The sequence below is a fragment of the Echinicola shivajiensis genome (genome assembly GCF_018642165.1).
Classification (GTDB): Bacteria; Bacteroidota; Bacteroidia; order Cytophagales; family Cyclobacteriaceae; genus Echinicola; species Echinicola shivajiensis.
This window is the reverse complement of record NZ_JAHHZM010000007.1, coordinates 1-25,071: the sequence shown is the minus strand read 5'-3', so window position 1 is coordinate 25,071 and position 25,071 is coordinate 1. Positions and strand designations below refer to the sequence as shown.

At 38.5% G+C, this 25,071-nt stretch carries 20 protein-coding genes and 1 pseudogene; 9 read left to right on the top strand and 12 right to left on the bottom strand.

The annotated features are described in order from the left end of the window. Positions 1–7 precede the first annotated feature (7 nt). Both KMW37_RS12895 and KMW37_RS12890 read right to left on the bottom strand, forming a co-directional pair. A complete protein-coding gene (locus KMW37_RS12895; RefSeq protein WP_215225051.1) occupies positions 8–3,181 on the bottom strand; it encodes a SusC/RagA family TonB-linked outer membrane protein in 3,174 nt (1,057 codons plus the stop codon). A 1,228-nt stretch (positions 3,182–4,409) separates the two neighbouring features. After that, a complete protein-coding gene (locus KMW37_RS12890; RefSeq protein ID WP_246581475.1) occupies positions 4,410–4,832 on the bottom strand; it encodes a GxxExxY protein in 423 nt (140 codons plus the stop codon). An 879-nt stretch (positions 4,833–5,711) separates the two neighbouring features. Between KMW37_RS12890 and KMW37_RS12885 the strand changes: the two genes are divergently transcribed. The 4 genes from KMW37_RS12885 to KMW37_RS12870 all read left to right on the top strand — a co-directional run bounded on the left by KMW37_RS12885 (position 5,712) and on the right by KMW37_RS12870 (position 12,630). Then, positions 5,712–8,555, top strand: coding sequence for a glycoside hydrolase family 2 protein (locus KMW37_RS12885; protein ID WP_215225050.1), 2,844 nt, complete (start codon positions 5,712–5,714; stop codon positions 8,553–8,555). Positions 8,556–8,570: 15 nt separating this feature from the next. Then, complete coding sequence (gene rhaM / locus KMW37_RS12880; protein WP_215225049.1) at positions 8,571–8,885, top strand: L-rhamnose mutarotase; 315 nt, start codon at positions 8,571–8,573, stop codon at positions 8,883–8,885. Between the two features lie 427 nt (positions 8,886–9,312). Then, entirely contained in the window at positions 9,313–12,111 is a 2,799-nt protein-coding gene (locus KMW37_RS12875; RefSeq protein ID WP_215225048.1) for a glycosyl hydrolase, read from the top strand. A 303-nt stretch (positions 12,112–12,414) separates the two neighbouring features. Continuing rightward, positions 12,415–12,630, top strand: a complete 216-nt coding sequence (locus KMW37_RS12870) for a hypothetical protein (RefSeq protein ID WP_215225047.1) — start codon at positions 12,415–12,417, stop codon at positions 12,628–12,630. A 139-nt stretch (positions 12,631–12,769) separates the two neighbouring features. Here KMW37_RS12870 and KMW37_RS12865 read toward each other — a convergent pair whose 3' ends face one another. The 3 genes from KMW37_RS12865 to KMW37_RS12855 form a co-directional block, all read right to left on the bottom strand. After that, a complete protein-coding gene (locus tag KMW37_RS12865; RefSeq protein ID WP_246581474.1) occupies positions 12,770–13,387 on the bottom strand; it encodes a hypothetical protein in 618 nt (205 codons plus the stop codon). Positions 13,388–13,557: 170 nt separating this feature from the next. Then, positions 13,558–15,762, bottom strand: coding sequence for an AAA family ATPase (locus tag KMW37_RS12860; protein WP_215225045.1), 2,205 nt, complete (start codon positions 15,760–15,762; stop codon positions 13,558–13,560). A 282-nt stretch (positions 15,763–16,044) separates the two neighbouring features. Further along, the gene (locus KMW37_RS12855; protein ID WP_215225203.1) at positions 16,045–16,800 is read right to left on the bottom strand and encodes an NERD domain-containing protein; all 756 of its coding nucleotides are present in this window, start codon (positions 16,798–16,800) and stop codon (positions 16,045–16,047) included. Between the two features lie 280 nt (positions 16,801–17,080). Between KMW37_RS12855 and KMW37_RS12850 the strand changes: the two genes are divergently transcribed. Then, positions 17,081–17,500 carry a helix-turn-helix transcriptional regulator gene (locus KMW37_RS12850; RefSeq protein ID WP_215225202.1) on the top strand — a complete coding sequence of 140 codons (420 nt, stop codon included), beginning with the start codon at positions 17,081–17,083 and terminating at the stop codon, positions 17,498–17,500. 246 nt (positions 17,501–17,746) lie between these two features. After that, positions 17,747–17,899 (top strand): hypothetical protein, encoded by a 153-nt coding sequence (locus KMW37_RS12845; protein WP_215225044.1) that lies wholly within the window; start codon positions 17,747–17,749, stop codon positions 17,897–17,899. 307 nt (positions 17,900–18,206) lie between these two features. Here KMW37_RS12845 and KMW37_RS12840 read toward each other — a convergent pair whose 3' ends face one another. From KMW37_RS12840 to KMW37_RS12815, 6 genes are all read right to left on the bottom strand, one after another. Then, entirely contained in the window at positions 18,207–18,602 is a 396-nt protein-coding gene (locus KMW37_RS12840; protein WP_215225043.1) for a hypothetical protein, read from the bottom strand. Further along, a complete protein-coding gene (locus KMW37_RS12835; protein WP_215225042.1) occupies positions 18,602–19,039 on the bottom strand; it encodes a hypothetical protein in 438 nt (145 codons plus the stop codon). Before KMW37_RS12835 ends, KMW37_RS12840 begins: the two co-directional genes overlap by 1 nt. Positions 19,040–19,367: 328 nt before the next feature. Beyond that, a complete protein-coding gene (locus tag KMW37_RS12830) occupies positions 19,368–19,658 on the bottom strand; it encodes a hypothetical protein (RefSeq protein WP_215225041.1) in 291 nt (96 codons plus the stop codon). Between the two features lie 17 nt (positions 19,659–19,675). Continuing rightward, positions 19,676–20,119: a hypothetical protein gene (locus KMW37_RS12825; protein WP_215225040.1), complete on the bottom strand. Its 444-nt coding sequence runs from the start codon at positions 20,117–20,119 to the stop codon at positions 19,676–19,678. Positions 20,120–20,924: 805 nt separating this feature from the next. Further along, the gene (locus KMW37_RS12820; protein WP_215225039.1) at positions 20,925–22,022 is read right to left on the bottom strand and encodes a hypothetical protein; all 1,098 of its coding nucleotides are present in this window, start codon (positions 22,020–22,022) and stop codon (positions 20,925–20,927) included. Between the two features lies 1 nt (position 22,023). Then, positions 22,024–22,821, bottom strand: a complete 798-nt coding sequence (locus tag KMW37_RS12815) for an RNA polymerase sigma factor (RefSeq protein ID WP_215225038.1) — start codon at positions 22,819–22,821, stop codon at positions 22,024–22,026. A 416-nt stretch (positions 22,822–23,237) separates the two neighbouring features. On the opposite strand from KMW37_RS12815, the gene KMW37_RS12810 reads away from it, so the two are divergent. The 3 genes from KMW37_RS12810 to KMW37_RS12800 all read left to right on the top strand — a co-directional run bounded on the left by KMW37_RS12810 (position 23,238) and on the right by KMW37_RS12800 (position 24,456). After that, the gene (locus KMW37_RS12810) at positions 23,238–23,546 is read left to right on the top strand and encodes a helix-turn-helix domain-containing protein (protein WP_215225036.1); all 309 of its coding nucleotides are present in this window, start codon (positions 23,238–23,240) and stop codon (positions 23,544–23,546) included. 165 nt (positions 23,547–23,711) lie between these two features. Next, positions 23,712–23,987: a helix-turn-helix domain-containing protein gene (locus KMW37_RS12805; RefSeq protein ID WP_215225037.1), complete on the top strand. Its 276-nt coding sequence runs from the start codon at positions 23,712–23,714 to the stop codon at positions 23,985–23,987. A 160-nt stretch (positions 23,988–24,147) separates the two neighbouring features. Then, positions 24,148–24,456, top strand: a complete 309-nt coding sequence (locus tag KMW37_RS12800; RefSeq protein ID WP_215225036.1) for a helix-turn-helix domain-containing protein — start codon at positions 24,148–24,150, stop codon at positions 24,454–24,456. Between the two features lie 346 nt (positions 24,457–24,802). Here KMW37_RS12800 and KMW37_RS12795 read toward each other — a convergent pair. Further along, positions 24,803–25,071: pseudogene (locus tag KMW37_RS12795) on the bottom strand (hypothetical protein); the annotation flags it as partial.

Below are 25,071 nucleotides of genomic sequence, written 5' to 3'. Positions count from 1 at the left end.
TTAGGAGTTAAAACTTAAGGTTTACACCAAATACAACTGATCTGGAAAGCGGAAAGGCACCGTAATCATCTCCGTTATTGTTAACTGCCTCAGGATTGAAGCCTCCCGTATACTTATCTCCTCCAAAGAAATTTTCAGCAGTGGTATAGATACGGGCACCAGTAAGGAAATTCTTGTTTTTTACCAGTCTGCCAAGGTCATACCCCAATGTAATATTTCTGATCCTCCAATAATCTGATGGATAGAGCCAGTCTGTATTTTTTATTCTACCAAAACTGGACACGGCCTTGCCTGTCTGCCCATCACCAGGGTTCTCTGGTGATCTCCAGCGATTCCTGTGTCGGCCAAGGGTATTTTCAACAAACCCCATTCCCGGACGGTCCATCGCCCTGCCAAAAGTGGAATAGATCAATCCTCCCCATTGGCCTTGCACCAATATATTTAAGTCAAATCCTTTATATGAAAAGGTATTGGTAATCCCCCAAACATAATCCGGATTGGGATGGCCTGAAAGTATCCTATCATCTGGATCGATCACCCCATCACCATTGGCATCAAAATACTGGGGATCACCCTCCTGTTGGTTACCATAAAGTGCCGCTCCATTATCAATTTCCTCTTGGGTGAGGATCCCAATATTCTGCACCAAGTACAGGCTGTACATAGGCTCGCCTACCATAGTAATATTGTGGTTGATATCGAAGCTACCTCCTAAAATCGGCGTGTTTTCTGGTCCTAGCTGTCTGACCTCATTGGTATTATGGCTAAGGTTAAAATTGGTAGACCAAGTAAATTCACCCGTTAGATTCCTGGTGCTCAACTCAAATTCCCAGCCCTTATTCATCACCTCACCGATATTGGTCAAGGCGGAGCTAAAACCTGTTGCGGATGGCACAGGAATATTCAATAGAAGGTTGGTGTTTTTCTTGGTATAATAATCAAAGGAAGCATAAATTCTATTTTCCAATACCCCTAGGTCCAATCCGATATTGAGCATTTCGGACTCTTCCCATCCCAGTTGATTATTAGGGAAATTACCGGGGATCAAACCATTGACCAATGCTCCACCATAGGAATAATTGGCAAAATCCAAGGTAGCGATATGGGAGTAATCTCCTATCCCATTATTACCAGAAAGTCCCCAGCTCCCACGCAATTTCAAATCACTCAAGAAAGATATATCTTTCATAAAGTCTTCATCTGAAAGCCTCCAACCCAAGGACACGGAAGGAAAGAAACCCCATTTGGTATCTTGTCCAAAGCGTGAAGAACCATCTCTCCTTGCCGATGCAGAAATCAAATACTTACCTTTATAATCATATTGCACACGACCAAAATAGGAAAGCAAGGTGCTTTGTGTTTCTGTAGTATTGGTACTTCCTGCATTGATCACCGCTGCATTCAGGGTCGTAATGCCTTCTACATCAAAATTACCTCCCATAGTAAAGGTATTGCGCTTATTGAAATTATAGGACATCCCTGCCACGGCGCTCACATTATGCACTTCATCAAAAGTCCTATTGAAGGAAAGGGTGTTTTCATTGACAAAGGTGAGTTTTCTATACCCGTTAAAGCCCCCCGTAGTCTGCTTATTTCTGGTAACAGGTGCTGGGGTATAGTTTTTATTTTGTTGATCCACATTATCCACATTCAAGGTTGTTTTGAATGCCAATCCCTCTATAAAGTCATATTGTCCATAAATAGTCGCCAGGTTTCTAAATATGGTAGTTTGATTAAGCCTTTCTTCAGCATATGCTATAGGGCTGATCCTAGAGCTGGCCCAGGTATAAAGCGGAATATCTCCCACACCTGTATACAAGCCCGCATCAGCTTCTACCACTGGGGCCATTCCTACCGTAGTATGGGTAATCGCATCTTTACCTTCTACCCCCGGATCATCCAAAGAGGAATAGGAAGGATTGAGATTCAAGCCAAATTTCAATTTATCACTTGCCTGAACCTCTACATTAGCACGGGCAGAATAGCGCTTATAATCAACTCCAACTGCTATCCCTTCCTGGTCCATATAGTCCCCAGAAATAAAATATTTGACAAATTCATTACCTCCTGAAGCATTCAACTGGTAATTCTGTACCAAGCCTTTTCTGAACAAATGGTCTTGCCAGTCCACCAACATTAAGCCAGGGTATCCCTCTTGCATCCATCGTTCATCATACATATAATTTCGATCAAAACCACCCAAGATAGCTTCCCTTTCAGCTAGGGATTGGGAGGCTGACCTGCCCTCACCAGAATTTTCCCATTGGGTATTGATCATTTCTGTGGCGCGATCAATCCACTCCGTAGGGCTCAGCACATCCAGTTTCTTCACCGTCTCATTCCATCCTGTATAGGCATTTAAGCTGATTTGGGCCTTGCCCGATTTTCCGCTTTTTGTATTGATGATAACCACACCATTGGATGCCCGGGAACCATAGATAGCTGCAGCTGATGCATCTTTTAATACCTGAATGGTCTCAATATCATTCGGGTTCAGGTTATCCATGGGATTGCCGCCAGCACTCTCCAAGGGAAACCCATCGATTACATATAGCGGTTGGTTGTTGGCAGTGATGGAGCCTACCCCTCTCACTTGGATATCAAAGCCCCTGCCCGGCACCCCGGAGGTTTGCTTTACCCGAACACCCGCCATTTGGCCGATCAATGCCTGATCCACTCTCTGTATAGGTCTTTCATCTAAATTATCAGGTTCGATTTGGGCGATGGCCCCGGTAATATTGGCCTTCTTCTGGGTACCATAACCTACCACGACCACTTCTCCCAACTGCTGCAAATCCACCTGCATGGTAATATTGATCGTACTTTGGGAACCGACAGTAATCTCCTGCCTTTCAAATCCGATGGAACTGAAAACCAATACAGATTCTTCATTGGGAACTTCTATCTTAAATTTTCCATCAATATCAGTGACCGTTCCCGTACTGCTGCCCTTGATCAGGATACTTACACCCGGAAGGGGCATATTATCTTCGCTTGACAGCACCGTTCCGCTTACTTCTTTGGCGAATTGCTCATGGGAAAGTACAAGAGCATCATTCAATTTTAATTCGGCTGCATCATAAAGCAAACTACTTGCACTAGTTGCTGTACCGCCTGCCATGGCCAACAGGAAGAGACTTCCCTTCAGCCAATGGTTTTTTAAGGTAAATTGCTTTTTCATGGTTTAATTTTAGGTTTAGTTTGTCCAATGAATCGAATCATTTCTACTTAGGAATAATATTCCCAACCATCCTCTACTACTAGGTTTATAAGCATGGAAACCTTGTTTCTTTGGATCAAAAGATTTCTGCTAACTCCAGTTAGTTTTTCATAACATCAGCAAACTAGCATCACTGTTTTAAAAATTTGTACTGTACTATCATGGAAAACGGGCTTTTCAAACGTTTGAATTTTCTACCAAAAATTATCAGAACATCAATAAAACAATATTTAAAACCTTAATAACACCATTAAAACATCTTAAAAAATAGAAAAAACAACCTATTTCAAGACAATATATACTTAAAACAACACCTTAAAATCATAACATCTCAGCACCAACTGTTATGGGGTATCCTGCCATCAATAGTCGTTGAAAATCTAAACTTGAAGCAATACTTCCCTAATTAGATCAAAACCAAGCTTAATACCCCTTAACTTCTTAATGGTTAAAAAATAAAACATAAGCATGTGGCGATATTTGGAGCAAGAAGAACTCTTTCCGTATAAAACAAACCCAAAACTTAATGTCCCTTAACTTCTCAATGGTTAGAACTAAAAAAACCATGAAGACATGAAGGGATTAAGTACATGAAGGTTTCTTCCTCAAAAAACAACTCTATTCCTTGATGTCCCTTAACTTCTAAATGGTTCAAAAATAAAACATAAGCTTGTGGCGATATTTGGAGCAAGAAGAACTCTTTCCGTATAAAACAAACCTAAAACTTAATATCCCTTAATTCCTTAATGGTTTAAAAGACTAAAAAACATGAAGAAATGAAGGAGTGAAGAGCAAGAAGCTCCCTTCCCCTATAAAACCAATCCCAACCCTTAATGCCCCTTAACTCCTTAATGGTTTAAAAATAAAACATAAGCTTGTGGCGATATTTGGAGCAAGAAGAACTCTTTCCGTATAAAACAAACCCAAAACTTAATGTCCCTTAATTCCTTAATGGTTTAAAAGACTAAAAAACATGAAGACATAAAAGTATGAAGAACATGAAGCAATCTTCTACACAAAAACCCAATCCCAACTCTTAATGCCCCTTAACTCCTTAATGGTTAAATATAAAAAATATGAAGATATAAAGGAGTGAAGAGCATGAAGCACCATTCACCTATAAAACCAAATCCAGACCTTAATGCCCCTTAACTCCTTAATGCTTAAAAACACAAATTCCACTCATGCTTCAATCTGGCAATTCCCGAAAATATTCATTCACCATAGGTTTCATAGTTTTGCTAATATTATCAGTAAAAAAATTAATCAATAGCCCCTGAGGCTTCTTTAACAACTTCATATAAGTTAATAGCTGAGCTTCATGAACAGGCAATACATTCTCGACTGCTTTTAACTCTACCACCACACAATCATTTACAAGTAAATCCAAGCGCAAAATTGTTTCTATAACCTGTCCGTAGTATGCTACTGGGACAATCATTTGCTCTTTAACTTTAAAACCTTGCTTTCTTAATTCATAAGACAAGCATTGTTGATACACGCTTTCCAACAAACCAGGTCCCAACTCCCGATGCACCTTTATAGCACATCCAGTTATTTCATAGGACAATTGCGTAACATCAAACTTGGTCATATTCAAAAATGAAGACATCTCTAAAAAATTTTTATCCAACAAAAAACAATAGCTACGAATATAATAAAATCAAATATTAAACTCAATTTCCCTTAAGGCACTAATGGTTTAAAATTAGAAACATGAAGAAATGAAGAGCTCTTCCCAAAAAACAACTCCAACCCTTAATGAACCTTAACTCCTTAATGGTTAAAAAAGAACCATGAAGACATGAAGAACATAAAGCAATCTTCCACACAAAAACCCAATCCAAACCCCTTAATGAACCTTAATCCCTTAATGGTTAAAAAAGAACCATGAAGACATAAAAGCATGAAGAACATAAAGCAATCTTCTACACAAAAAATCAATCCCAACCCTTAATGCCCCTTAACTCCTTAATGGTTCAAAAAACTAAAAACATCAAGACATGAAGGGATGATGACCATGAAGCAATCTTCTACTCAAAAAACAAACTCAAACCTTAATGCCCCTTAACTCCTTAATGGTTTAAAAACTAAAAAACATCAAGACATGAAGGGATGAAGACCATGAAGCAATCTTCTACTTAAAAAACAAACCCAACCTTAATGCCCCTTAACTCCTCAATGGTTCAAAAAACTAAAAAACATGAAGAAATGAAGGGATAATGACCATGAAGCAATCTTCTACTCAAAAAACAAACCCAACCTTAATGTCCCTTAATCCCTTAATGGTTAAAAAAGAACCATGAAGACATAAAAGCATGAAGAACATAAAGCAATCTTCTACACAAAAAATCAATCCCAACCCTTAATGCCCCTTAACTCCTTAATGGTTAAAAACACAAACCACTCCCCATCCCTCCCAGACCATAACAGTTTTTAGCCCATATATTCCTTTCTTAGTCGATTAAATTCTTTAAAATAACCTAAGCCTATGGAGTTAAAATTGTCTAAGGAGAAAAAAAAGTCAAATCACCTAAAAACAGTATTATACCTGCTGACAGGGCTTTTATTATTACCTCAATGGCTTATTGCCCAAACAAAAGAAGTACAATACCTCAGTGGCAAAGACAGTAAACATACCGTTACTTGGGATTTTTACTGCACCGGAGGCAGAAACAGTGGAGAGTGGACCACCATTGAAGTCCCTTCCCATTGGGAGCAACAAGGATTCGGTACCTATAATTACGGCAGGGATTATTATACCTATGGCAAATCCTTCCGTTTTGCGGATGAAAAGGGTCAATACAAACATACTTTCCACGTCCCTGCTGACTGGGCCGACAAAACCATCGAGCTGGTATTTGAAGGTTCCATGACTGATACAGAGGTAAAGGTTAACGGTCAACTTGCCGGGGATATCCATCAAGGCGCATTTTACCGCTTCAAATACGACATTACCGACAAAGTGAAACCTGGTGAGGAAAACTTACTGGAAGTGACTGTCAGCAAAATGTCATCAAACCATTCCGTCAATAGGGCAGAACGCTATGCAGACTATTGGATCTTTGGCGGTATCTTCAGACCAGTTTACCTGCAGGCCTTCCCTGAACAACATATTGCCCATACCGCTATTGTCGCTGAGGCAGAAGGCACCTTCAAGGCAGCAATTCACACCCAATCCACTACTAAAAACAGTAGGATCAAGGCCATCATTACCGATTTAAATGAACGGGAAATCAAAACCTTGGATGTCAAGGTAGACAAAACAGGCATCACCTCGATCGAAAGTCAGCTGAATAATATTGCCACTTGGACTGCTGAGACGCCCAATCTTTATGAGCTGCACCTGAGCCTTATGGAGGGTAAGGAAACGGTCTTTACCAGCAAAGAGCGCTTTGGCTTCCGTACCATAGAAATCCGACAAGGTGACGGCATCTATGTCAATGGCACCAAAGTAAAACTGAAAGGAGTCAACAGACATGCTTTCTGGCCGGAAACTGGCAGGTCACTTACACCAGAAATCGACCTACAGGACGTATTGCTGATCAAGGAAATGAACATGAACGCTGTCCGTACGGCCCATTATCCCCCGGATCCTTCTTTCTTGGACCTTTGTGATTCACTGGGACTTTATGTCATGGATGAACTGGGTGGATGGCAAAATGCCTATGATACCGAATCCGGTGAAAAGCTGGTCAAGGAATTGGTCATGAGAGATGTCAACCATCCTTCCATCCTCTTTTGGAGCAATGGCAATGAGGGAGGGACCAATAAGGAACTGGACGATGATTTTTTACTTTATGATCCTTCCAAAAGACCTGTGCTACATGCCCACCACCGTCCGGGCAATGCCTTCAATGGAATAGATACAGACCATTATGAAAACTATAAGAGCCTAAGCAACAAATTCAAGAGCGACAGCCTGATCTATATGCCTACCGAATTCCTGCACGGTCAGGATGATGGCGGTGCTGCTTCCGGATTGCACGATTACTGGGAGCTGATGTGGCAATCCAAAATGTCTGGAGGTGGCTTTCTTTGGGTATTGGCCGACGAAGGAATTATCCGAACAGATATTCACAATAAAATCGATGTTAACCGCCTCAATGCCCCTGACGGATTGGTAGGGCCTTTCAGGCAAAAAGAAGGCAGTGTCTATGCCATCAAAGAAATTTATTCCCCGGTAAAAATCCAATTGGAGCAACTACCTGAAGCCTTTGACGGCACCATTGCTTTGGAAAACCGCTACCACTTCACCAATCTCAATGAAATCACTTTCGAGTGGAAGCTGGTGGATTATGCATCCATGTCCAGTCCCCAAACAGGATATGAGACTGTTATCTCAGGCCAATTTCAAGGCCCTGATTTGGCTCCTCTGAAGACTGGTTCCATCCAAATCCCATTGCCCGCCAACTGGCAGGAACAAGAAGGATTAAGGCTTACCGCTACCGATCAGCATGGGCAAGAAATTTACACTTGGTCCTGGCCCATTGCTCCTATCCAAGGATTGATGGCACAGATCAAAAATAACGAAGAAGGAAAAACTGGCACTTTCGAAGAAAAGGATGGGCTGATAGCCATCAGTGGCGGAGGCTTCACCCTTAGCTTTGACAAGGAAACCGGCAAACTTGCCCGTATCCAGAAACCTTCAGGGCCTGAGCTTTCCTTTAATAATGGCCCTAGTTTTACCCAAGGCGATGGGGAGGTAAGTGCCATAAGCCATGAAGAAATTGACGGCAAGCAAATCTTCAAAGTCAATTATGATGGTGCCTTGAAATACGCCCAATGGACCATCCAGCCCAATGGTTGGGTAGCACTCACCTATGAATACGAATTGCCAGAGGGCGAATATCCCTATATGGGCATCAGCTTTGACTATCCCGAAGCCAATGTTATCAGCGCCAAATGGCTGGGCAAAGGACCTTACCGGGTGTGGAAAAACAGGCCCCAAGGACAGTTTGGCTCCCACCAGAACCTGTATAATAATACCCATACGGGCGCTACGCCATGGGAATATCCGGAGTTCAAGGGCTATTTTAGCGATATTGCCTGGATGGAGATCAACACCGCCCAAGGAAAGTTTTATATCGTCTCTCCAGGCGACCAACTCTTTGTCAGGTTATTTGACTTCTATGGCATTTCCGGACCAACTTCCTATCCCAAACTGCCTACAGGAGACATTTCCTTCTTGGATGGCATCCCGGCTTTGGGCAGTAAGCTGGCACTGGGAATCACCTCCAGAGCGGGCGTCTATGGTCCACAAGGAGACGACAATAAAGTACTTGGCCCTGTAAAAAGAACCTTGTATTTTTATTTTGGCATTTTACAAGATTGATTTGAAATGAAGTCCATGAATAAACAAATCGCTTTCCGCATGAAACTCCTTCCCGGGCATGAGGAAGAATATGAAAAAAGACACCGGGAAATCTGGCCGGAACTGGTCCAACTGCTAAAGGACAATGGTGTGCTGGATTACTCCATCTACCTGGACAAAGCAACTTCCAGCCTATTTGCCGTACAGACCGTTTCGGGCGACAGCTCCTCGCAGGATTTGGGAAGCACGGAGATCGTGCAAAAATGGTGGGCCTACATGGCCGACATCATGGAGACCCACCCGGACAATTCACCGGTAAGTGTACCTTTGAAGGAAGTGTTTACTTTATAGATACACACGTCACTGCAAGAAGTCAACATTTTCTTAAATATAAAGGAGCTGAATGACGTGAGCTTCAAATCGATGTCATCCTGACGAAGGAAGGATCTCTTCCAGTAACGATTAGCTAAAGAGATTCCTCCTATCGTCGGAATGACAAAGAGCTAAAGTCAATTATTGCCCCCTCGACTGTGATGAGGGCCTCATATATAAAACCAAATTCGACCATAAATAACTCCGCTATAGCGGATAAGCACAACAAAAAAAAATTAACCACACCTGCCTGCCGCCTTTAGGCAGGGATGAACACAGATAAACACCGATGGAGTGGTTCTTTCAGCATATATCTGTGTTTATCCTTTTCATCTGTGGACAATATTCTGTGGACAATATTTTGTCTATTTAAATTGAAAAACCTGCAACCATAAATAACCCATTCATGAAACTCAAAACAGGCCTTTTTTCCTTAAGCTTAGCTACAGCCATATTTACTTTTTCCTGCCAGCAAAACACCGAAACGCAAACTGTCCCCCAAATACAAGCAGGCAGCTGGCCGGAGATCAGCCAGACCGCCAAACCTTGGACCCGCTGGTGGTGGATGGGCAATGCGGTGGACAAGGAGAACCTGAGCTATCTCCTGCATGAGTATGCTGATGCCGGACTTGGTGGCGTGGAGATCGCCCCGATCTATGGGGCCAAAGGTTATGAGGAGCGTTATTTGGATTTCCTGTCCAAACCATGGCTGGACATGCTGCACTATACCGTGGATGTGGCCGATAGCTTAGATATGGGTGTGGACCTGACCCAGGGTACCGGATGGCCATTTGGAGGACCTTTTGTGGAACCTCATTTTGCCGCTTCCAAACTGGAAATCAAGGATTTTGATTTTAATGGCAATGGGACTTTTAAGGCCGATTTGAATATAATAAATGAAAAAAATCCTGCCCTTTCTCCCAAACTACTTGCTGTGATGGCCTATGGTGAAAATGGACAGGTCGAAGATATCACCACTCAGGTAGCAGAAAATGGGGAAATAAATTGGGAGGCGGCAGGAAACTGGAAAATCATGGCCATCTATAATGGCAAAACCGGGCAAAAAGTAAAGCGGGCCGCTCCCGGAGATCAAGGTTATGTACTAGACCATTACGCTGAAGAGGCCATTGAAGATTACTTGGGAGAGTTTGATAGCGCCTTTATCAAGAAAACACCAGGCATACGAAGCTTTTATAATGATAGTTTCGAAGTCTATGGAGCCAACTTCACCCAAGACTTTTTGGAGGAATTCCAAGAACGTAGAGGCTATGACCTCAAGCCTCACTTGCCTGAACTGCTTGGCAAATCAGACAGTGATAACGCCCGCCGGATCAAGTCCGACTATCGCGAAACCCTGCATGAACTGCTCTTGGAACACTTTACCCAACGGTGGACCGATTGGGCGCATCATAAAGGCAAGCTGACCAAAAACCAGGCCCATGGCTCACCGGGCAACCTGATCGACCTCTATGCCACCGTGGACATTCCCGAATGTGAAACCTTTGGCTCCAGCTATTTCCCCATTCCGGGATTGCGCAGGGACAGTGCCGATATCCGCAATGTGGATCCCGATCCCATTATGCTGAAGTTTGCTTCCTCCGCTGGCCACCTGGCAGGCAAAGAACTGATTTCCTGCGAGACCTTCACCTGGCTGGGCGAGCATTTCAAGAGTTCCTTTTCACAGATGAAGCCCGAGGTAGACCAAGCCTTCTTGGCAGGCATCAACCATATATTTTACCATGGGGTGACCTATTCTCCTAAGGATGTGGAATTCCCAGGCTGGTTATTTTATGCCTCCCTGAACTTGACCCAGCAAAACAGCCTTTGGCCGCATTTCAAAAGCTTTAATGAATATATCGCCCGCTGTCAGTCCGTACTCCAGGCTGGCAAACCGGATAATGAACTGATCATGTACTGGCCGGTATATGATGTATGGGCGGATGAGGGCAATATGTTCCAGATGATCTCCGTGCACCATATTGACCACTGGCTGCACCCTACACAGTTTTATGCCCAGTCCACCGCCTTAATGGAACAAGGTTACGCGGTGGATTTTGCCTCCGACAAACTATTAGCAGGGGCACAGGTAATCGACGGTAAAGTCCAAACACATGCAGATGCTACACCTGCCAAGGCCCTGCTGATCCCTGCCATGGAATTCCTGCCTCTAAAAACCTTGGAAAACATTTTAAAACTGGCAGAACAAGGCGCTACGATCATCTTCCAGGAACAGCCTAAAGCTGTACCGGGTTTCCATCAAGTAGAAGAAAGAACAGCTTCCTTAAACAAGGCTTGGGAGCAACTCAATTTCAATGCACAAGGCATTGCCTCCCATGGCAAAGGCAAGGTGATCCTGAATCAGGATATTAAGACTGCCTTGGAAACCGAAAGCATACAACGGGAAGAACTGGCCGATACGGGTCTGCAGTTTATCCGCAGGGCAGTGGGCACGGACAAATACTATTTCTTGGTCAATCACACTGACAAGACCATCCAAAAAGAAATCCCACTGAACCTAACAGCCCAAACCGTAAGCATCCTGGATCCACTGAGCGGAACTACAGGCCTGGCACAATCCCGTATCGAGGGAGAAAAGACCTTGGTCAAGGTTCATTTGGCATCCGGGCAAAGCCTGATCTTGCAAACCAGCCCATCAGCCCATCAGAATATCCCAGCGTGGAAATACCTTGATATCACCAACCAACAAATCACCCTAGAAGGCCCTTGGCAAGTCCATTTCGATCAGGGTGGACCAGAAATCCCAGAAGATCAAAACATGGCAACCATTCAGCCTTGGACCAATCAGGGAGATAAAATAGCCGACCAATTCTCCGGACAGGCCACTTACAGCAGCACCTTCACCCTTCAAAAAGAAGTCGGAAAGAGCTACCTGCTTAAACTGGGTAAGGTCTACGAAAGCGCCAAAGTCTGGATCAATGGACAGGAAGCCGGCTATGCCTGGAGCCTTCCTTACCAGTTACGGATTGGGGAATTCCTCAGGGATGGCAAAAACGAAATCGAAATCCAAGTCGCCAACCTGATGGCCAACCGCATCCGCTATATGGACCAGCAAGGCTTGGAATGGAGAAATTACCACGAAATCAACTTTGTCAATATCAACTATAAACCTTTCGACGCCTCCGGCTGGAAGGTCATGCCTTCGGGAATTGAGGGGCCAGTGGTGATTGAGGTCTATGAAGAATAGATGGGAGATGTGAGATTTGAGACGCTAGACATAAAAAACGAAATTAGTTGTCCCGCTGTCTCTGACGCGGGACCTACTCACTACTTGGCAATGTGTATGGCTTTGAGCGTTGGCATCTTGTGCAATATGTGCAATTCAAATTAATTTGTAAAATGCCCCAGTCGAACCTAGTCCTCGTTTGCAACGAGGACTCTTAAATCCCTGCGTTTATCAATGCCATAATTTATATTTACTATATTGAAAGGATTGGTAGTTAGATAAGGCCCCTAATATTCTTAAAAAAATTTCAATTTATAAGTGAACATGGATTTAGACAATATTGCCATTGATATAATATGGGTTGAAATGACAACATTTGTCGGCGCTCTTTTATTGTGGATTTTCAGTGGAAAGGGCAGAACCTTAAATGAAATTAAAAGGGATAAAAAACTTGTAACCAAACAACTTATTTTCGGAAATGCACTTATTATTCCAGTTTTAGGATTGCTTTCTTATTTTATTTATTCGAAATATAGGTAAAAAATCTTTCAACTGATCCCCCCTTTCCCAGCATCACTCGTTCAACACTGCATTCAGATTCACCTGCCAAGCATAGGTCTGACTCTCCTAAAAGGTTTACCCTCTTTGGAAGGCTTGGCTGTTCCAGCCGTCAGAATGCTTAGTTATTGTGCGTTCGTTTTTTTATTCTTTTTATTAATGCTGTCCCTAAATACTCTTTCAGATTTGAAAATTTCAGTCTGTAATATTCATTCCAATAACTTATCATTCTGCTTTCAGTCTGTTGCCAATATTTAGGGTTTTCTTCTGTAAATGAGTGGTAATCATCTATTGTCTTTTCATTTATGTGTTCTTCCAAGACTTCTAAAATCTCATATACATACTCCCCAAGCAATTGAACTGTAAATGGGATTATCCACTTGTTATCCTTATGAACTAATTTTTCAAGTCTATTTTCCCGTAAGTACCCATTGTGATGTCTCAGAAAAATGCAGTTCAGAATGGTTTTCTGTCTATCTGTTAAATTATTTTCAGAGTCAATGTCCGGCTCGTCAAAGCATAGTCTGTAAGGAATTGTCAGCTGTTCCCCATTCAATTTAATCGTCAATTCAGTCGGATGAATCAGATTATCAACTTTATGAACCTGCCCATCACAAAGCTTCACTTCATTCTTTTCGAGTGGCAATATTTTGATAACCGATTCCACGTCAGATTTGAGCTCGGCCGGAAAGGATTTCAGAAGTCTGTCCTTATATTCTTTGGTTTTATTTTTTGTCAACCAACTCAGCATTAGTTCTTTTTAAATGACGTACAAGGGCTACGGTTATCGCAAGTTGTGGGAGTAGGGACGCGGACTTGTCGGATGAACCATTTTCTTTCTTGGTTTCTAATTTTACACTTTTTCCACAATACCCGTTATTTGCGATGAACCGATGTTGGCCACTGGCTCTAATTTTGCATCATCATATTGTAATGTTCAATTTGATTAGTTTCTTCAAAAATCTTTTGAAATACTTCAAGATAATTGTCTGTGGTAGTGTCCTGTAACTCTACAAATAAATCATCAGGGATTGTATGAGAGCCTTCATTAATCCAACTTATTAATGATCTACAAATTTCTTTTTCTTGTGGATTTTCAAACTTATCGATAAGACTGTCATCTGTATATTTACCAAGGATTTTGAAATAATTTTCAATTATTCTTCTCATCGTATTTTGAATAGTTACACCTGAATGATGGTCTTTATTTTTTAATTCCTTCCAAAGTAGTTCGTATGAATTTTGAATTGGATTTTCCATTTCAAAATCTTGAATAAATGACCGATTCTCTATTTTTCTAAGAATCCAAAAATTTGTTTGATTGCATTCTTTGGTTCGTCCATTTATAAAAGAAACCTCTTTATGAAAATATACATTATGAGTGAGTAATATTAGTTGTTTTATATTAGTATCTCCAGATTTTATCTTTTGAACTATCTGTTTAATTAAACTACTAACCACAAAAAGAATATTACTATCTAAGCTAGAAATTGGGTCGTCAATTACTAAAACTCTTTCTTCAGTAATGTTAGTTTCGGAGACACTTCCTTTGCTAAGTTGTAGATAATACAGAAATGTTATAAAGGTAATCTCTCCTTCACTTAAAGTTGACTCTGCCAACTCACCATTTTCTCTTTGAATTTGATATGTGTTAACCCCAACTTTAGAAGGAACTATTTTAAAATTTTTAAAACCAAAAGATTTTAGAGTTGTATTTATTTCGTCTACAGATGGCTGTATACTTGTGACATTCTTGGTCAACTCTCTGATTTTGATTTTTAATTTTCGATGTTTTTCTAATAATTCTTCTACATCATCATTTAATTTTGAAATTCCTTTTTCTAAACCATTGGCTTTCTTATCGAAATTTTCAAGTTGGTCTTTATTTTCCTCAATTAAATATCTCCAAACGCTTTTAACTAAATTTGTTTTCTCAGTACTGAAATTATCTACTATCTGGTTATGTTCACTGATTAATCTATTGGCATCACTTATTAATTTGGCTATTTCTTCTAATTGAGATTTAGTTGATTTTAAATTAATTTCTCTACTAGGTTCTTTAGTTTTATTATTAATCAATTCTTTATTTACTAAAAATTGATTGTTCAAAGTCTTAAGGAGTGCCGAAAACTTTTCTATTTGTAATTTTGATTTTTTATTTGATTTTTCATTCGTTTCTATTGAGTTTAGTTGATTTATGAGGTTTTCGAAATCTCCGGAATACTTCTCAGATTGTTCTGTTACTTCATTTATATCAGTTAAAAAGGTTTGGTCGAAGTATTCTTCTAGTTGTTTTTTGAAGTTATCGGTAATTGTTTTTTCTTGACAAAAAGGGCATACTTCGCTTTCATCTTCAATATATTTTCTTCCTTCATTAACCCAGTCATTAATGCTCAGTATTTGAATTAGTTTGGCAATTTCAACATCACCTTTTCCAATAATTTTTTTTTGCCATATCTCTAAACTCTCAATACTCTGAATTTCATTAAAATCAATTTCTGTTATCTCGTTTATTTTTTCTGGAGTATCCCCAAAAATTGTTTCTGCTTTCTTAGTTAAATAATCAAATTCACGAAGGTCCGAGGAGTTATTTTTATATTCTTTGAGCAGTCTATTTAAGAAGGATTTCTTTTGCATCACTCCAGTAAATGCCTCCTTAAAATTCTTTTCATTTTTCTTATAAACTGTTTTCCAAATTGTTTCCCTGAATTCATTTTCTAAATCTTCCCGGGATTGTTCTTGTTTGACGAGAGTTTCTCTTTTCTTAGTTCCTTGTTCTTTTAATTCAACTAATTCCTGGTTTTTTAATTCTATTGTAGCTTTTTCTTCTTTTGTTGCTTCTCCAAGAGTAAAAACTCCTGCAATAGTTTCCTTACCAAAGTTTCTATCTCTAAACTCTTTGTTGTAAACCAAAGTCTTTAAATCATCTCCATTTTTCCAGATAATCCTGCAATCTGAATAACTTTCTTTAGTAGGATCTAAAAAATAATTAGAAATAGATGTTTTTCCACTTCCATTAGCTCCATATATAAAGTTTATTTTTTTGAGACTTGGAATATCTATTCCTTCGTCGCAAAATGTTGCAATGTTCCTAATTTGAAAAGAATTGATCATTTAATTATTATTTGTATTTCGTTCAAGAGCTTGTGGCCAACGAGTCAATAAACTCATTGCGTTTATATCTCTTATATTTTCCCAATTTCAAGCATTTACATTCACTTATAAACGTTTGAAAATTGATTAATCCCAAACATAACCAATCCCCTAAAACCAAAAAATACCCCATATGGGGTATTTTTAGATATAATTGGTGAAATTTTGGTCTTTTAGTGTGGTTAGGCTTTGAATTAGGGAGTAGAAAGGAGGGAAAGTCAAATTAGCTTCTAATAGATTAGTTTATGTCCTATAATCTTTTGTAAAATCACAACTCGGATAATTAGAACAACCATAGAACATTCCATATTTCCCCTGTTTTATCGATAAGCCTCCTCCACATCTTGGGCATGTTATCGGATTTACACTGCCTCGTTGATTTGTTTTGGCTTTTCTAATATGTGATTTCCTTGATCCTTTATCAAGCCTATTGAGACTGATCAGTTTTTGATAGATTTGATCAACTTCTTCATTAGATAAACATTCGTTTTTACTAGATTTTGAAATATAGCGCAGTAATTTACTGGGTTTCAAAACGGGAACCTTCGAGGTGATTCTTTTTAGTTTTGAATTTCCAGTAAACACAATTACAGAATAATATGAAACTGATGGAAAGTCAGGTAAAACAGCTTTAAGAGTATTGATATGCCCCCAATTCTGTAATACTGGATTTCTAAACTTGTACTTCTTTCCATATATGGTTTGCGTCCAATAACTTGAACTTTCATGCCCGAATATCCAACCCTTATAATTCTTGGTCTCTATTACAAACAGCCCATAATTAGATACTACTATATGATCAATTTGACTGCTCCTTGAAAAATCCTTAACTAGAACATCATTTATTACCTTATAGCGGTTTCGGTTTAGCAGCTTTAATATTAAAGAAACATTTGCCTCTCCTAAAATGCCTTTAAGCTTTGGCTTTAATAGCTTAAATAATATAGCCAACAAAGCTATTAGGGCAATTAATAAACTTTTAAAAGCACCTTCATTCATCTTTTAAGGATAAAAATTTCACTATTATAAAAGGAATTTCACACATATAATAATCCCTTTGTCAATCCATTAATCAGAAAATCGTTTTAACATCAAGAAGTGGCCTTTTTCAACAATGGAAATGTGTAGCATTCATGAGGACAATCAAGAACAAAACTGCACCCGAATAAAAGGACAACAAATGAAAGCCAGTAAAACCAAACAGTCATTCCAAAAACTCCCCTTTCCAATTATGGACTTTTTATGTAACTTGTCCTTTAGTTTTTTAGTAGCCATCAATATGACAAACTCCGCTTCACATACTATCCATCAGGGTCGAAATATCAAACGATTCCGTGAAATGCTTGGTATCAAGCAAGATGCGCTAGCCCATGAACTGGGTGATGACTGGTCCCAAAAGAAAATCTCTCTACTGGAACAAAAGGAAACCATCGAAGAGGATATCCTGCGCCAAGTAGCAGAAATTCTCCATATCCCCGTAGAAGCCTTCCAGAACTTTGATGAAGAACAAGCGGTAAATATTATTGCGAATACTTTTCAGGATTTTAAAGAAGGCGCATCGGCAATTAATATTAAGCCCGTTTTTGATCCTGCTGACAAAATTCTAAAACTCCATGAGGAAAAAATGGCCCTATATGAGCGCATGCTCAAGGAAAAAGACGAGATGATCGCAAGGCTGGAAAAGCTGATGACGAAGTAAAGACACCCTAGTCCTCGTTTGCAACGAGGACTTTTAAGTCTTTGCGTTTTTAAAGCCATAGTTTATTTGTCTAGTTTTACCCTGTCCTAAGAAAGGGAAGCTTTCATAGCTCCTGAATATGAACTCAAAGAAAACTATCCCCTTCCCTCACTAGAAGAACCCGAAACTTATATCCAAGCCAACAAACACCTACCTGAAATCCCTTCTGCGGCTGAGATGGAGGAAAATGGCATCGAGCTTAAGGAAATGAACCTGCTTCTATTGAAAAAGATGGAGAAAATGACCTTGCATGTTATTCAACTTAACAAAGAAATGGAATCATTAAAAGAACAGGTGGCTGATCTTCAGAAAGAAAATATGGGGTTAAAGGAGGGAATACAGGCTTCAAAGGAAAAGTAGGAGTTATGAGTTATAACCACAAAGTGCAATGAGGTCACAAAGTTTAAAGAAAAATGTAATGGTCTCAGTCATCTCTGGGCTAAAGACTGAGACCATTCTTAAGCTTCTTTAAAAACCTAAACCATATTGAAATGCCTGATTAGACCAGACCCAATCACATTTTTATATACTTCAGCTCAACAAGCTAAAGACAGGAGTAAATTCAGGTCCAAGTCTCTACTACTATAAAGACTTGACCATATTAAACTCATATATTTGTATCCAACCCTTCATCCATATAAGGTTTTGAAATTTTATTATTTAAACTTTAATTAGCATTATAAATTGTATCATATGGACAAACATAGCCTAATTTAAAGCTATAGTTACCATTAATCTCAATAATAAAAGAATTACTAGCTTTATTAACAATATCTGACACTTTCAAAGCTTCAAAGTACTTTTTATCTTTTTCAAGATTTAATAATAATTTATACACTTTGTTTCCATTTTCAATCTTTACAATCTTATATTCATGATTATTATAATCTATATATTTTTCTTTAACCCTTCCTCTATTTATTTCACTCTTAAAAAATTCGTAATGTTCTATACAATTAATATCTTGTCGAGGAAAATCATCAAAAAAGCCTATTGTCCATATTATTATTGTTGAAAATATAATAATTAACATTAATAATATTTGATAATTAAATCTTTCCATTACCAAAATCTTGTTCTACCCATTTGATAAATTACTCCAATATCTGCCGGTGTTGGTATTCCAATTAACGGGGAAACCGAAGTGCTTCTTTCCTTATATGTATATCCCATAGATTTTGGATTAATATTCCATTTAGCATCTCCTCCTCTGGAATCTCCAACAAATCCTGCTCCAAAACTTAAATTCTTTCCATTCCCTTTGTAATTGTCTACATGATACTTTGTTCCAGGTTTTGGAAATATTTCTTTGTGATTATAGCCAAAATCTATCCCAAAACCAAAATTAGCTGAAACTGTATAAAATCTTCTTCTTCCCCCATAAGGATCATTAACTACTCCTACTTCACCAGAAACACCTGCAAAAAAGGCAAATGAAAATGAATTTGCTATTCCAATTGAACTATTATTAAAAGTAGAAGGAAAAGTATTAACCCCCACCTAGGTGTAGAATAAACCATCTATGGTGGTTGGGTGTAATTTGCAATTACACCCTAATTATCCTAGCCGATTTACAATTGCAAAAAACCAAAAAACAGCCCGTAAAGCTGTCCAAAGGACTATAAGCCAAACAAAGAAAAACCTAAACACTGCCAAAAAGAAAGAAAACAAGTTCTAAAAGCACCGTGCTTTTTGACCCCGAACCTCCAAAAACACAAAAGGGGGAAAAAGCTTTCCCCATAATTATCCCTTTCCTGGCACCACTCGTTCAACACTGCATTCAGGTTTGGCCGTTCCGGCCAAACGAATGCTTAGTTATTGTGTGTAGTTATTTTAATCCTTCGTCTACTGAGTACTTAAAGTCCACCAGTAATTCAGCGATTTCTAAATTTTTTGTTTCATTGATTCCTAATCCCATTGAGCTTGATTCAATTTTACCCAACTGGTGTGCAATCTTCTTAATATCTTCCTCAAGAACACATTTGAGAATTGTCATAGTGTAGGAACTGTACTCACCTCTAGCAGCGGGGGTGTCAGATACTCCAATTGGGTCCCAAACATAAAATAAGACCTCATCAATTCTTCTTTCTAATTCTCCCAGTTTTAATTTATTGGTCATATTATCTTATATTGCGCCTACTCTACTTTTCCATCTAACCCATGCCAAGTCAGAGTTTCTGTTTTCAATTTCGAGAATTCACGGAATAGTTGTCCCAGTTTATTCAATTCTGCTGGTTTACATTGAATATTAAATTCAGATATGGATTTTTCAATTCCTTCTTCGTTGTTATTCAATCTAATCCCTACTAAACAGTCGCTCGTGTGTTTTATTAATGAGAACTCACATTTAAAATAGAATGCAAATCTGTCTTCGGGTTTTTCAGATCCCAACTCCCATAAATATTGCTTCTCATCTTCAAACGGAAAATCTTCAAGAATGTCCGCTAACTTTTTCAGTCTATCCGCATTATCATAAATCTCAAGCTGTCCTGCACTTTCTCCATTCGTAGCCTTAAAAATCAGATTAATGTGATAAGGCTCTTCATATGGGGTTCGCTTTATTTCAATTAATTTTGTCAATTATCAGCGGGTTCTTTTTTAATTACACACAACGAGTAAATAAACGCATTGCGTTTATATCTCTTATATTTTTCCCATTTTCAAGCATTTACATTCACTTATAAATGTTTGAAAATTGATTAATCCCAAACATAACCAATCCCCAAAAAACAAAAAATACCCCATATGGGGTATTTTTAGATATAATTGGTAAAATTTTAGTCTTTTAGTGTGATTGGACTTTTAATTTAGGAGGAGAAAGGAGAAACAGGGGGATCTGTTCTTGAGCAATTCACTTTGAGACACCTATACAGCGGAGCGTCTTGTATTTTATAAATGAGATTGCCTGCCTGGGAAAAGCAGACCTCACTTCCTTACTATTGACAGGGAAATACTTAATGTGTCAGGCTGAGCCCTTCGACTTAGCTCAGAATAAACTTAAGTCGAAGCACTGCTGATTTAGTTAAATTGGATTCTTGTTGTATATGCTGTTTGCATTTAGTGAGTGTCGTAGACCTCACTTTATGGGTGAACAAGCACCCTCGATACATTTGTTATTCTACAATAAGTTCTATCCTATCTTGTCCTCGTTTGTAACAAGCACTCCTAAATCTAAGCGTTTTAAACGCTACAATTCATTTTAAAACCGCATTGCAAATGCTTGGATTTAGCAAATCGCGTTGCAAACGCGGGTTAGCAAAGGATAAACTTAAGTCGAAGCCCCTGCTGATTTAATTAGATCGGATTTTTGTTGTATATGCTGTTTGCATTTGGTGAGTGTCCTAGACCTCACTTTACGGGTGAACAAGCACCCTCGATTCATTTGTTAATCTACAATAAGTTCAATCCCTGCTTTCTCGGCTTTGTACTTTATTTTTGTCATGAGTTCATAATAACTCCAGTTCCGTAATACAAATTCTTCCTCCTTAGCTATTCCGATCTTATCCTCCTGATTTAATAAAATAAGAGTTCCTACCTGATGTTTAATACAGAAATCAATGAGTTTTCTGCTGTATAGATGTATACGATCACGTATATAATCAGCTTCCATATGGTGAAACTTGTTCACAGCTTTAAGTTTTCGTTTACGTCCTTTTCCTGATTTGCAGTAGGTAGCGCCCATCTGTGCCCTTCTACAGGCTGCTTGTATGGCCAACCTCCTGTAAAGAAACTCTTCTCTGGTTCCAATACTGAGTTTTGTCTTACCGGTTTTTACCACTATAGGGCATTCCAGAGAGAGTGATGCTTCTGCTATTACCTCGGGTTTCAGGCCGTGCTCTTCCTTTTCAATTTCAAATACTGCCAGCCAAAAGATTTTTCCATCTTCGAGTTTAATATGTGAAGTGCATAGCTTAATATCATCATTTAGCAAACGCGCTAATAGTTGTCTTTTGTCGGTAAAATCTCCACCTAAATAGGTCTTAAATGGAATTTTAAATAAATGAAAGCAAAAAGCTTTTTTATCTTCTTCATAGGATAGGCTTTTTATGTTCCTTGGCCTAAATGGAAAAGCAATGTCTCGTCTTAAGTTTTCCAGAGAACGTAGACCTTTCCAATATTCCAATTTATTTTTATTAAAAGTAGATAGTAAGGTGTTATTCATACATGACAAAATATCGGTAGGGACTTCGCCTTTAAAGCGATTTGATACCACCCGATAGGTGCTACCGATACGGGAACGTTCCAAGATGCCATCTGCATCTTTCTTTTCATCGGCCAGTTTATACCTGACCCCTTCTGTGAGATAAAAAAAATCCTTAATCATTTCTTGTACATACAAATGGGAAACGATAAGGTTGGCTGCTCTAAAACATCGATTCCGCCATCGGTAAAGCGTACTCAATGCTTCCTTCTTTTCTTCTTTGGTGGGCAGGTCAACCAATAACTGGATCTTCCTTGTTAATTTTAGTGTAGGGTTTTCCATGCTAAACGGATTCGAACTGTTTTTCCTTCCATAGTTTATATGCGGTAACAAATTCTTTGTGAGCTTCCTTTTGAGACAGGTTCAGCGCTTCGGCAATTAGCGCAAAGGAATACTTCATATGGCATCTGAGTTCCAATATCCTTTCCTGTTCCTCGGTCATCTCCTCTGGACCTTTTATATCACTACCAGGAGATTTTTGCTTATATGCGCTTGTATTTCCATGATGTACGATGGTTTTAATGTCCTGAATAGCCCGTTTTATCTCATTACTGGTTTCAGTGATACCCTTTCCCATAACCTGGGCAATGGCTTTATACTGAAAGCCATATTTTAAACAGAGTCCAATCAAATTCCTTCTTTCTGCATTGAGCAATGGCAATATAGTTTGGATTCGGTCGAAGGCTTTTTGTTCCGATTCCTGGTCTTTCAGATTTTCAGACACACTTTCCGGGTCGTAGCCCACCATATAGTCTTGGTAATTATCATAATCCTCTAATGAATTGACTTCCCTTAAAAACTTATTTCTGGGTTTATAATAGTAGGAGATGCATTCCTTTTTCATCACAAACTTTAAGAAATAGAGAATATGCTCAGGTCTTTCTATTCTGTCCCTATAAAACCATAATTTTAAAAAAGTATCCTGAACTAAAGTTTCTATTGCAAACTGATCATTCAGTATTCTTCTACCGATCCAAAAGATGATGCCACGATATTGGGTATGAATTTGTTCTAAAGCATAAGGGTCGCCTTTTTTTAATAATTCATAATACTTTTCCATGGGCTTGTGCATACTTTTCATAAGCATAAAGTTTTGCAGATAGCGTTTGTATTTGGAATACTTAAGGTAAAAGAATTCCCTTGCAAGACTTCATAATGATCCTATGCAGAAACCTTTGCTTTGGAGGAGAAGTACATTCCGAACACCCCTGGAATATAAAATAGGAAGGCGTGGAACTCTACTTATCTAATCAGAGGTACTGGCATACCATTGGAACGATAAGAGAGCCCACGCCCGGGTCGTGAGCAAATCTGCTTATCATCTCGTTCCTAAAAGAAAAGTGCCAGTTTTCCGATTGGAGACTCAAAGCAATTGCTTCTAGTATTTTCTATTTGAAGAATTGCAGATATATGTATTCATATCAAAGATAAAAAAAATATTTAAAGGATACATATATGTATCCTTTTTTTCGGTTTTAAAGCAGGAATTTTATTCTCATGAAAGAGAATAGTTTCAAAGAAGAGAAAGAGGCTTTAGGGTATAGAATTAGAGAACTTAGAGAGAAAGTTATTGACGCTGAAACAAATAAACCACTTTCACAAGAAGAATTGGGTTATCGCACCGGTTTTGCCAAAAAAACAATTGGAGAGATTGAGAGAGGTAATACAAATCCTACCTACGAAACCCTCTTAAAAATATCGTTACAAGTAAAAGTATCTATAAAGGAGCTCTATAACTTTGACATGAAAAAGTATATATCCTTAGCTAAAAGATCTAAGAATAAAAAAGAGAATATTATTAGATAGAAATACTTTATGTGATTTATTAAATAAGCGTTCATTTGAGATTAAGACAAATATACCCCTGTTGAGAATTCGCTTATTTCGCTATTTTTTACGGTTTTTCGACCGATTTTTATATGGCCCTGGGGGGAGTAAGTGAGAAATTTAAGATTGCTAAATGGAAGAAAAGTGACTGAAAAGGAAAAACTTGGAAAATATTTATTAAAACTTAGGGAAAAAATACCAAGTAAAGAGTATGATAAAGAACATATTTCCCAACAAGAACTTGCTGACAATAATACTAGTTTGACCAAATTCTTAATTGGGACAATAGAAAGAGGAGAAGCCAATCCCACCTTAGATAAATTAATTTTTTTAGCCAAAGCGTTAAATTTAAAGACAATAAGCCTCTTCGAATTAGAAATTAATGTAGATAAGTATATTAAAGAACTAGAGAAAAAATAATCTCCCTCTGGTTCTTGTTAGAGATTGATCTTAAAATAAACAAAATAATTTTTTGGACAGTAAATTAAAAGTGTCTGACTCGATAGCAGTCATAAAATAAATATTTTAAGGATACATACATATATCTTTTTTTCGGTTTTAAACCAGGAATTTTATTCACATGAAAGAGAATAGTTTCAAAGAAGAGAAAGAGGCTTTAGGGTATAGAATTAGAGAACTTAGAGAGAAAGTTATTGACGCTGAAACAAATAAACCACTTTCACAAGAAGAATTGGGCTATCGCACCGGTTTTGCCAAAAAAACAATTGGAGAGATTGAGAGAGGTAATACAAATCCTACCTACGAAACCCTCTTAAAAATATCGTTACAAGTAAAAGTGTCTATAAAGGAGCTCTATAACTTTGACATGAAAAAGTATATATCCTTAGCTAAAAGATCCAAGAATAAAAAAGAGAATATTATTAGATAGAAATACTTTATGTGATTTATTAAATAGGCGTTCATTTGAGATTAAGACAAATATACCCTATTGACAATTCGCTTATTTCGCTATTTTTTACGGTTTTTCAACCGATTTTTTTTGGCCCTAGGGGCCATTTGTTTTAAATCATCTGCTATAGTAAAGTACAGGCATCTCAACTGTCGGTGAGAATGATTTTAGTTTAGTCAAGATGGTTTCAACAAACATTGGTCTGTCCGTGTCAAGTGTCAACAAAAAACTAATTTCTAAAAACGGTCCTCCTTGTAAGCAAGTCATTTGTAAGTAATTTTTTAAAGCCCACAACGTTTAATGTAAAATACGTTTTAATGCATTTTTACATAGTATTATAAGCTTTGTTTATTTCCTTGCCAAAATACTTTTCTCGAGCTGTTCCAAGATCAAGATTTTCTTTTTTTATACTCCAAGCAATATCAAACAATTCGACAAGGTTTGTCATAGCAACAGTTCTAGTTGGGTGGATATAACGGTTTGAATTGTGCCACCCTTTTCGGTCAAACTGTGCCAGGCCTTTCGGTTTAAACCGTGCCATTTCCAGTTGGGATTTCGGTTCGAACTGTGCCACTTTTGAAAGATCAAGTTTAA

Excerpts from the sequence above, each read along its gene's own strand:
- KMW37_RS12890 (WP_246581475.1), bottom strand. The coding sequence starts at position 4,832 with ATGTCTTCATTTTTGAATATGACCAAGTTTGATGTTACGCAATTGTCC.
- KMW37_RS12830 (WP_215225041.1), bottom strand. The coding sequence starts at position 19,658 with ATGACCAATAAATTAAAACTGGGAGAATTAGAAAGAAGAATTGATGAG.
- KMW37_RS12895 (WP_215225051.1), bottom strand. The coding sequence starts at position 3,181 with ATGAAAAAGCAATTTACCTTAAAAAACCATTGGCTGAAGGGAAGTCTC.
- KMW37_RS12800 (WP_215225036.1), top strand. The coding sequence starts at position 24,148 with ATGAAAGAGAATAGTTTCAAAGAAGAGAAAGAGGCTTTAGGGTATAGA.
- KMW37_RS12855 (WP_215225203.1), bottom strand. The coding sequence starts at position 16,800 with ATGAATGAAGGTGCTTTTAAAAGTTTATTAATTGCCCTAATAGCTTTG.
- KMW37_RS12840 (WP_215225043.1), bottom strand. The coding sequence starts at position 18,602 with ATGGAAAGATTTAATTATCAAATATTATTAATGTTAATTATTATATTT.
- KMW37_RS12875 (WP_215225048.1), top strand. The coding sequence starts at position 9,313 with ATGAAACTCAAAACAGGCCTTTTTTCCTTAAGCTTAGCTACAGCCATA.
- KMW37_RS12810 (WP_215225036.1), top strand. The coding sequence starts at position 23,238 with ATGAAAGAGAATAGTTTCAAAGAAGAGAAAGAGGCTTTAGGGTATAGA.
- rhaM (WP_215225049.1), top strand. The coding sequence starts at position 8,571 with ATGAATAAACAAATCGCTTTCCGCATGAAACTCCTTCCCGGGCATGAG.
- KMW37_RS12820 (WP_215225039.1), bottom strand. The coding sequence starts at position 22,022 with ATGGAAAACCCTACACTAAAATTAACAAGGAAGATCCAGTTATTGGTT.
- KMW37_RS12870 (WP_215225047.1), top strand. The coding sequence starts at position 12,415 with ATGGATTTAGACAATATTGCCATTGATATAATATGGGTTGAAATGACA.
- KMW37_RS12850 (WP_215225202.1), top strand. The coding sequence starts at position 17,081 with ATGACAAACTCCGCTTCACATACTATCCATCAGGGTCGAAATATCAAA.
- KMW37_RS12885 (WP_215225050.1), top strand. The coding sequence starts at position 5,712 with ATGGAGTTAAAATTGTCTAAGGAGAAAAAAAAGTCAAATCACCTAAAA.
- KMW37_RS12815 (WP_215225038.1), bottom strand. The coding sequence starts at position 22,821 with ATGAAAAGTATGCACAAGCCCATGGAAAAGTATTATGAATTATTAAAA.
- KMW37_RS12860 (WP_215225045.1), bottom strand. The coding sequence starts at position 15,762 with ATGATCAATTCTTTTCAAATTAGGAACATTGCAACATTTTGCGACGAA.
- KMW37_RS12845 (WP_215225044.1), top strand. The coding sequence starts at position 17,747 with ATGAACCTGCTTCTATTGAAAAAGATGGAGAAAATGACCTTGCATGTT.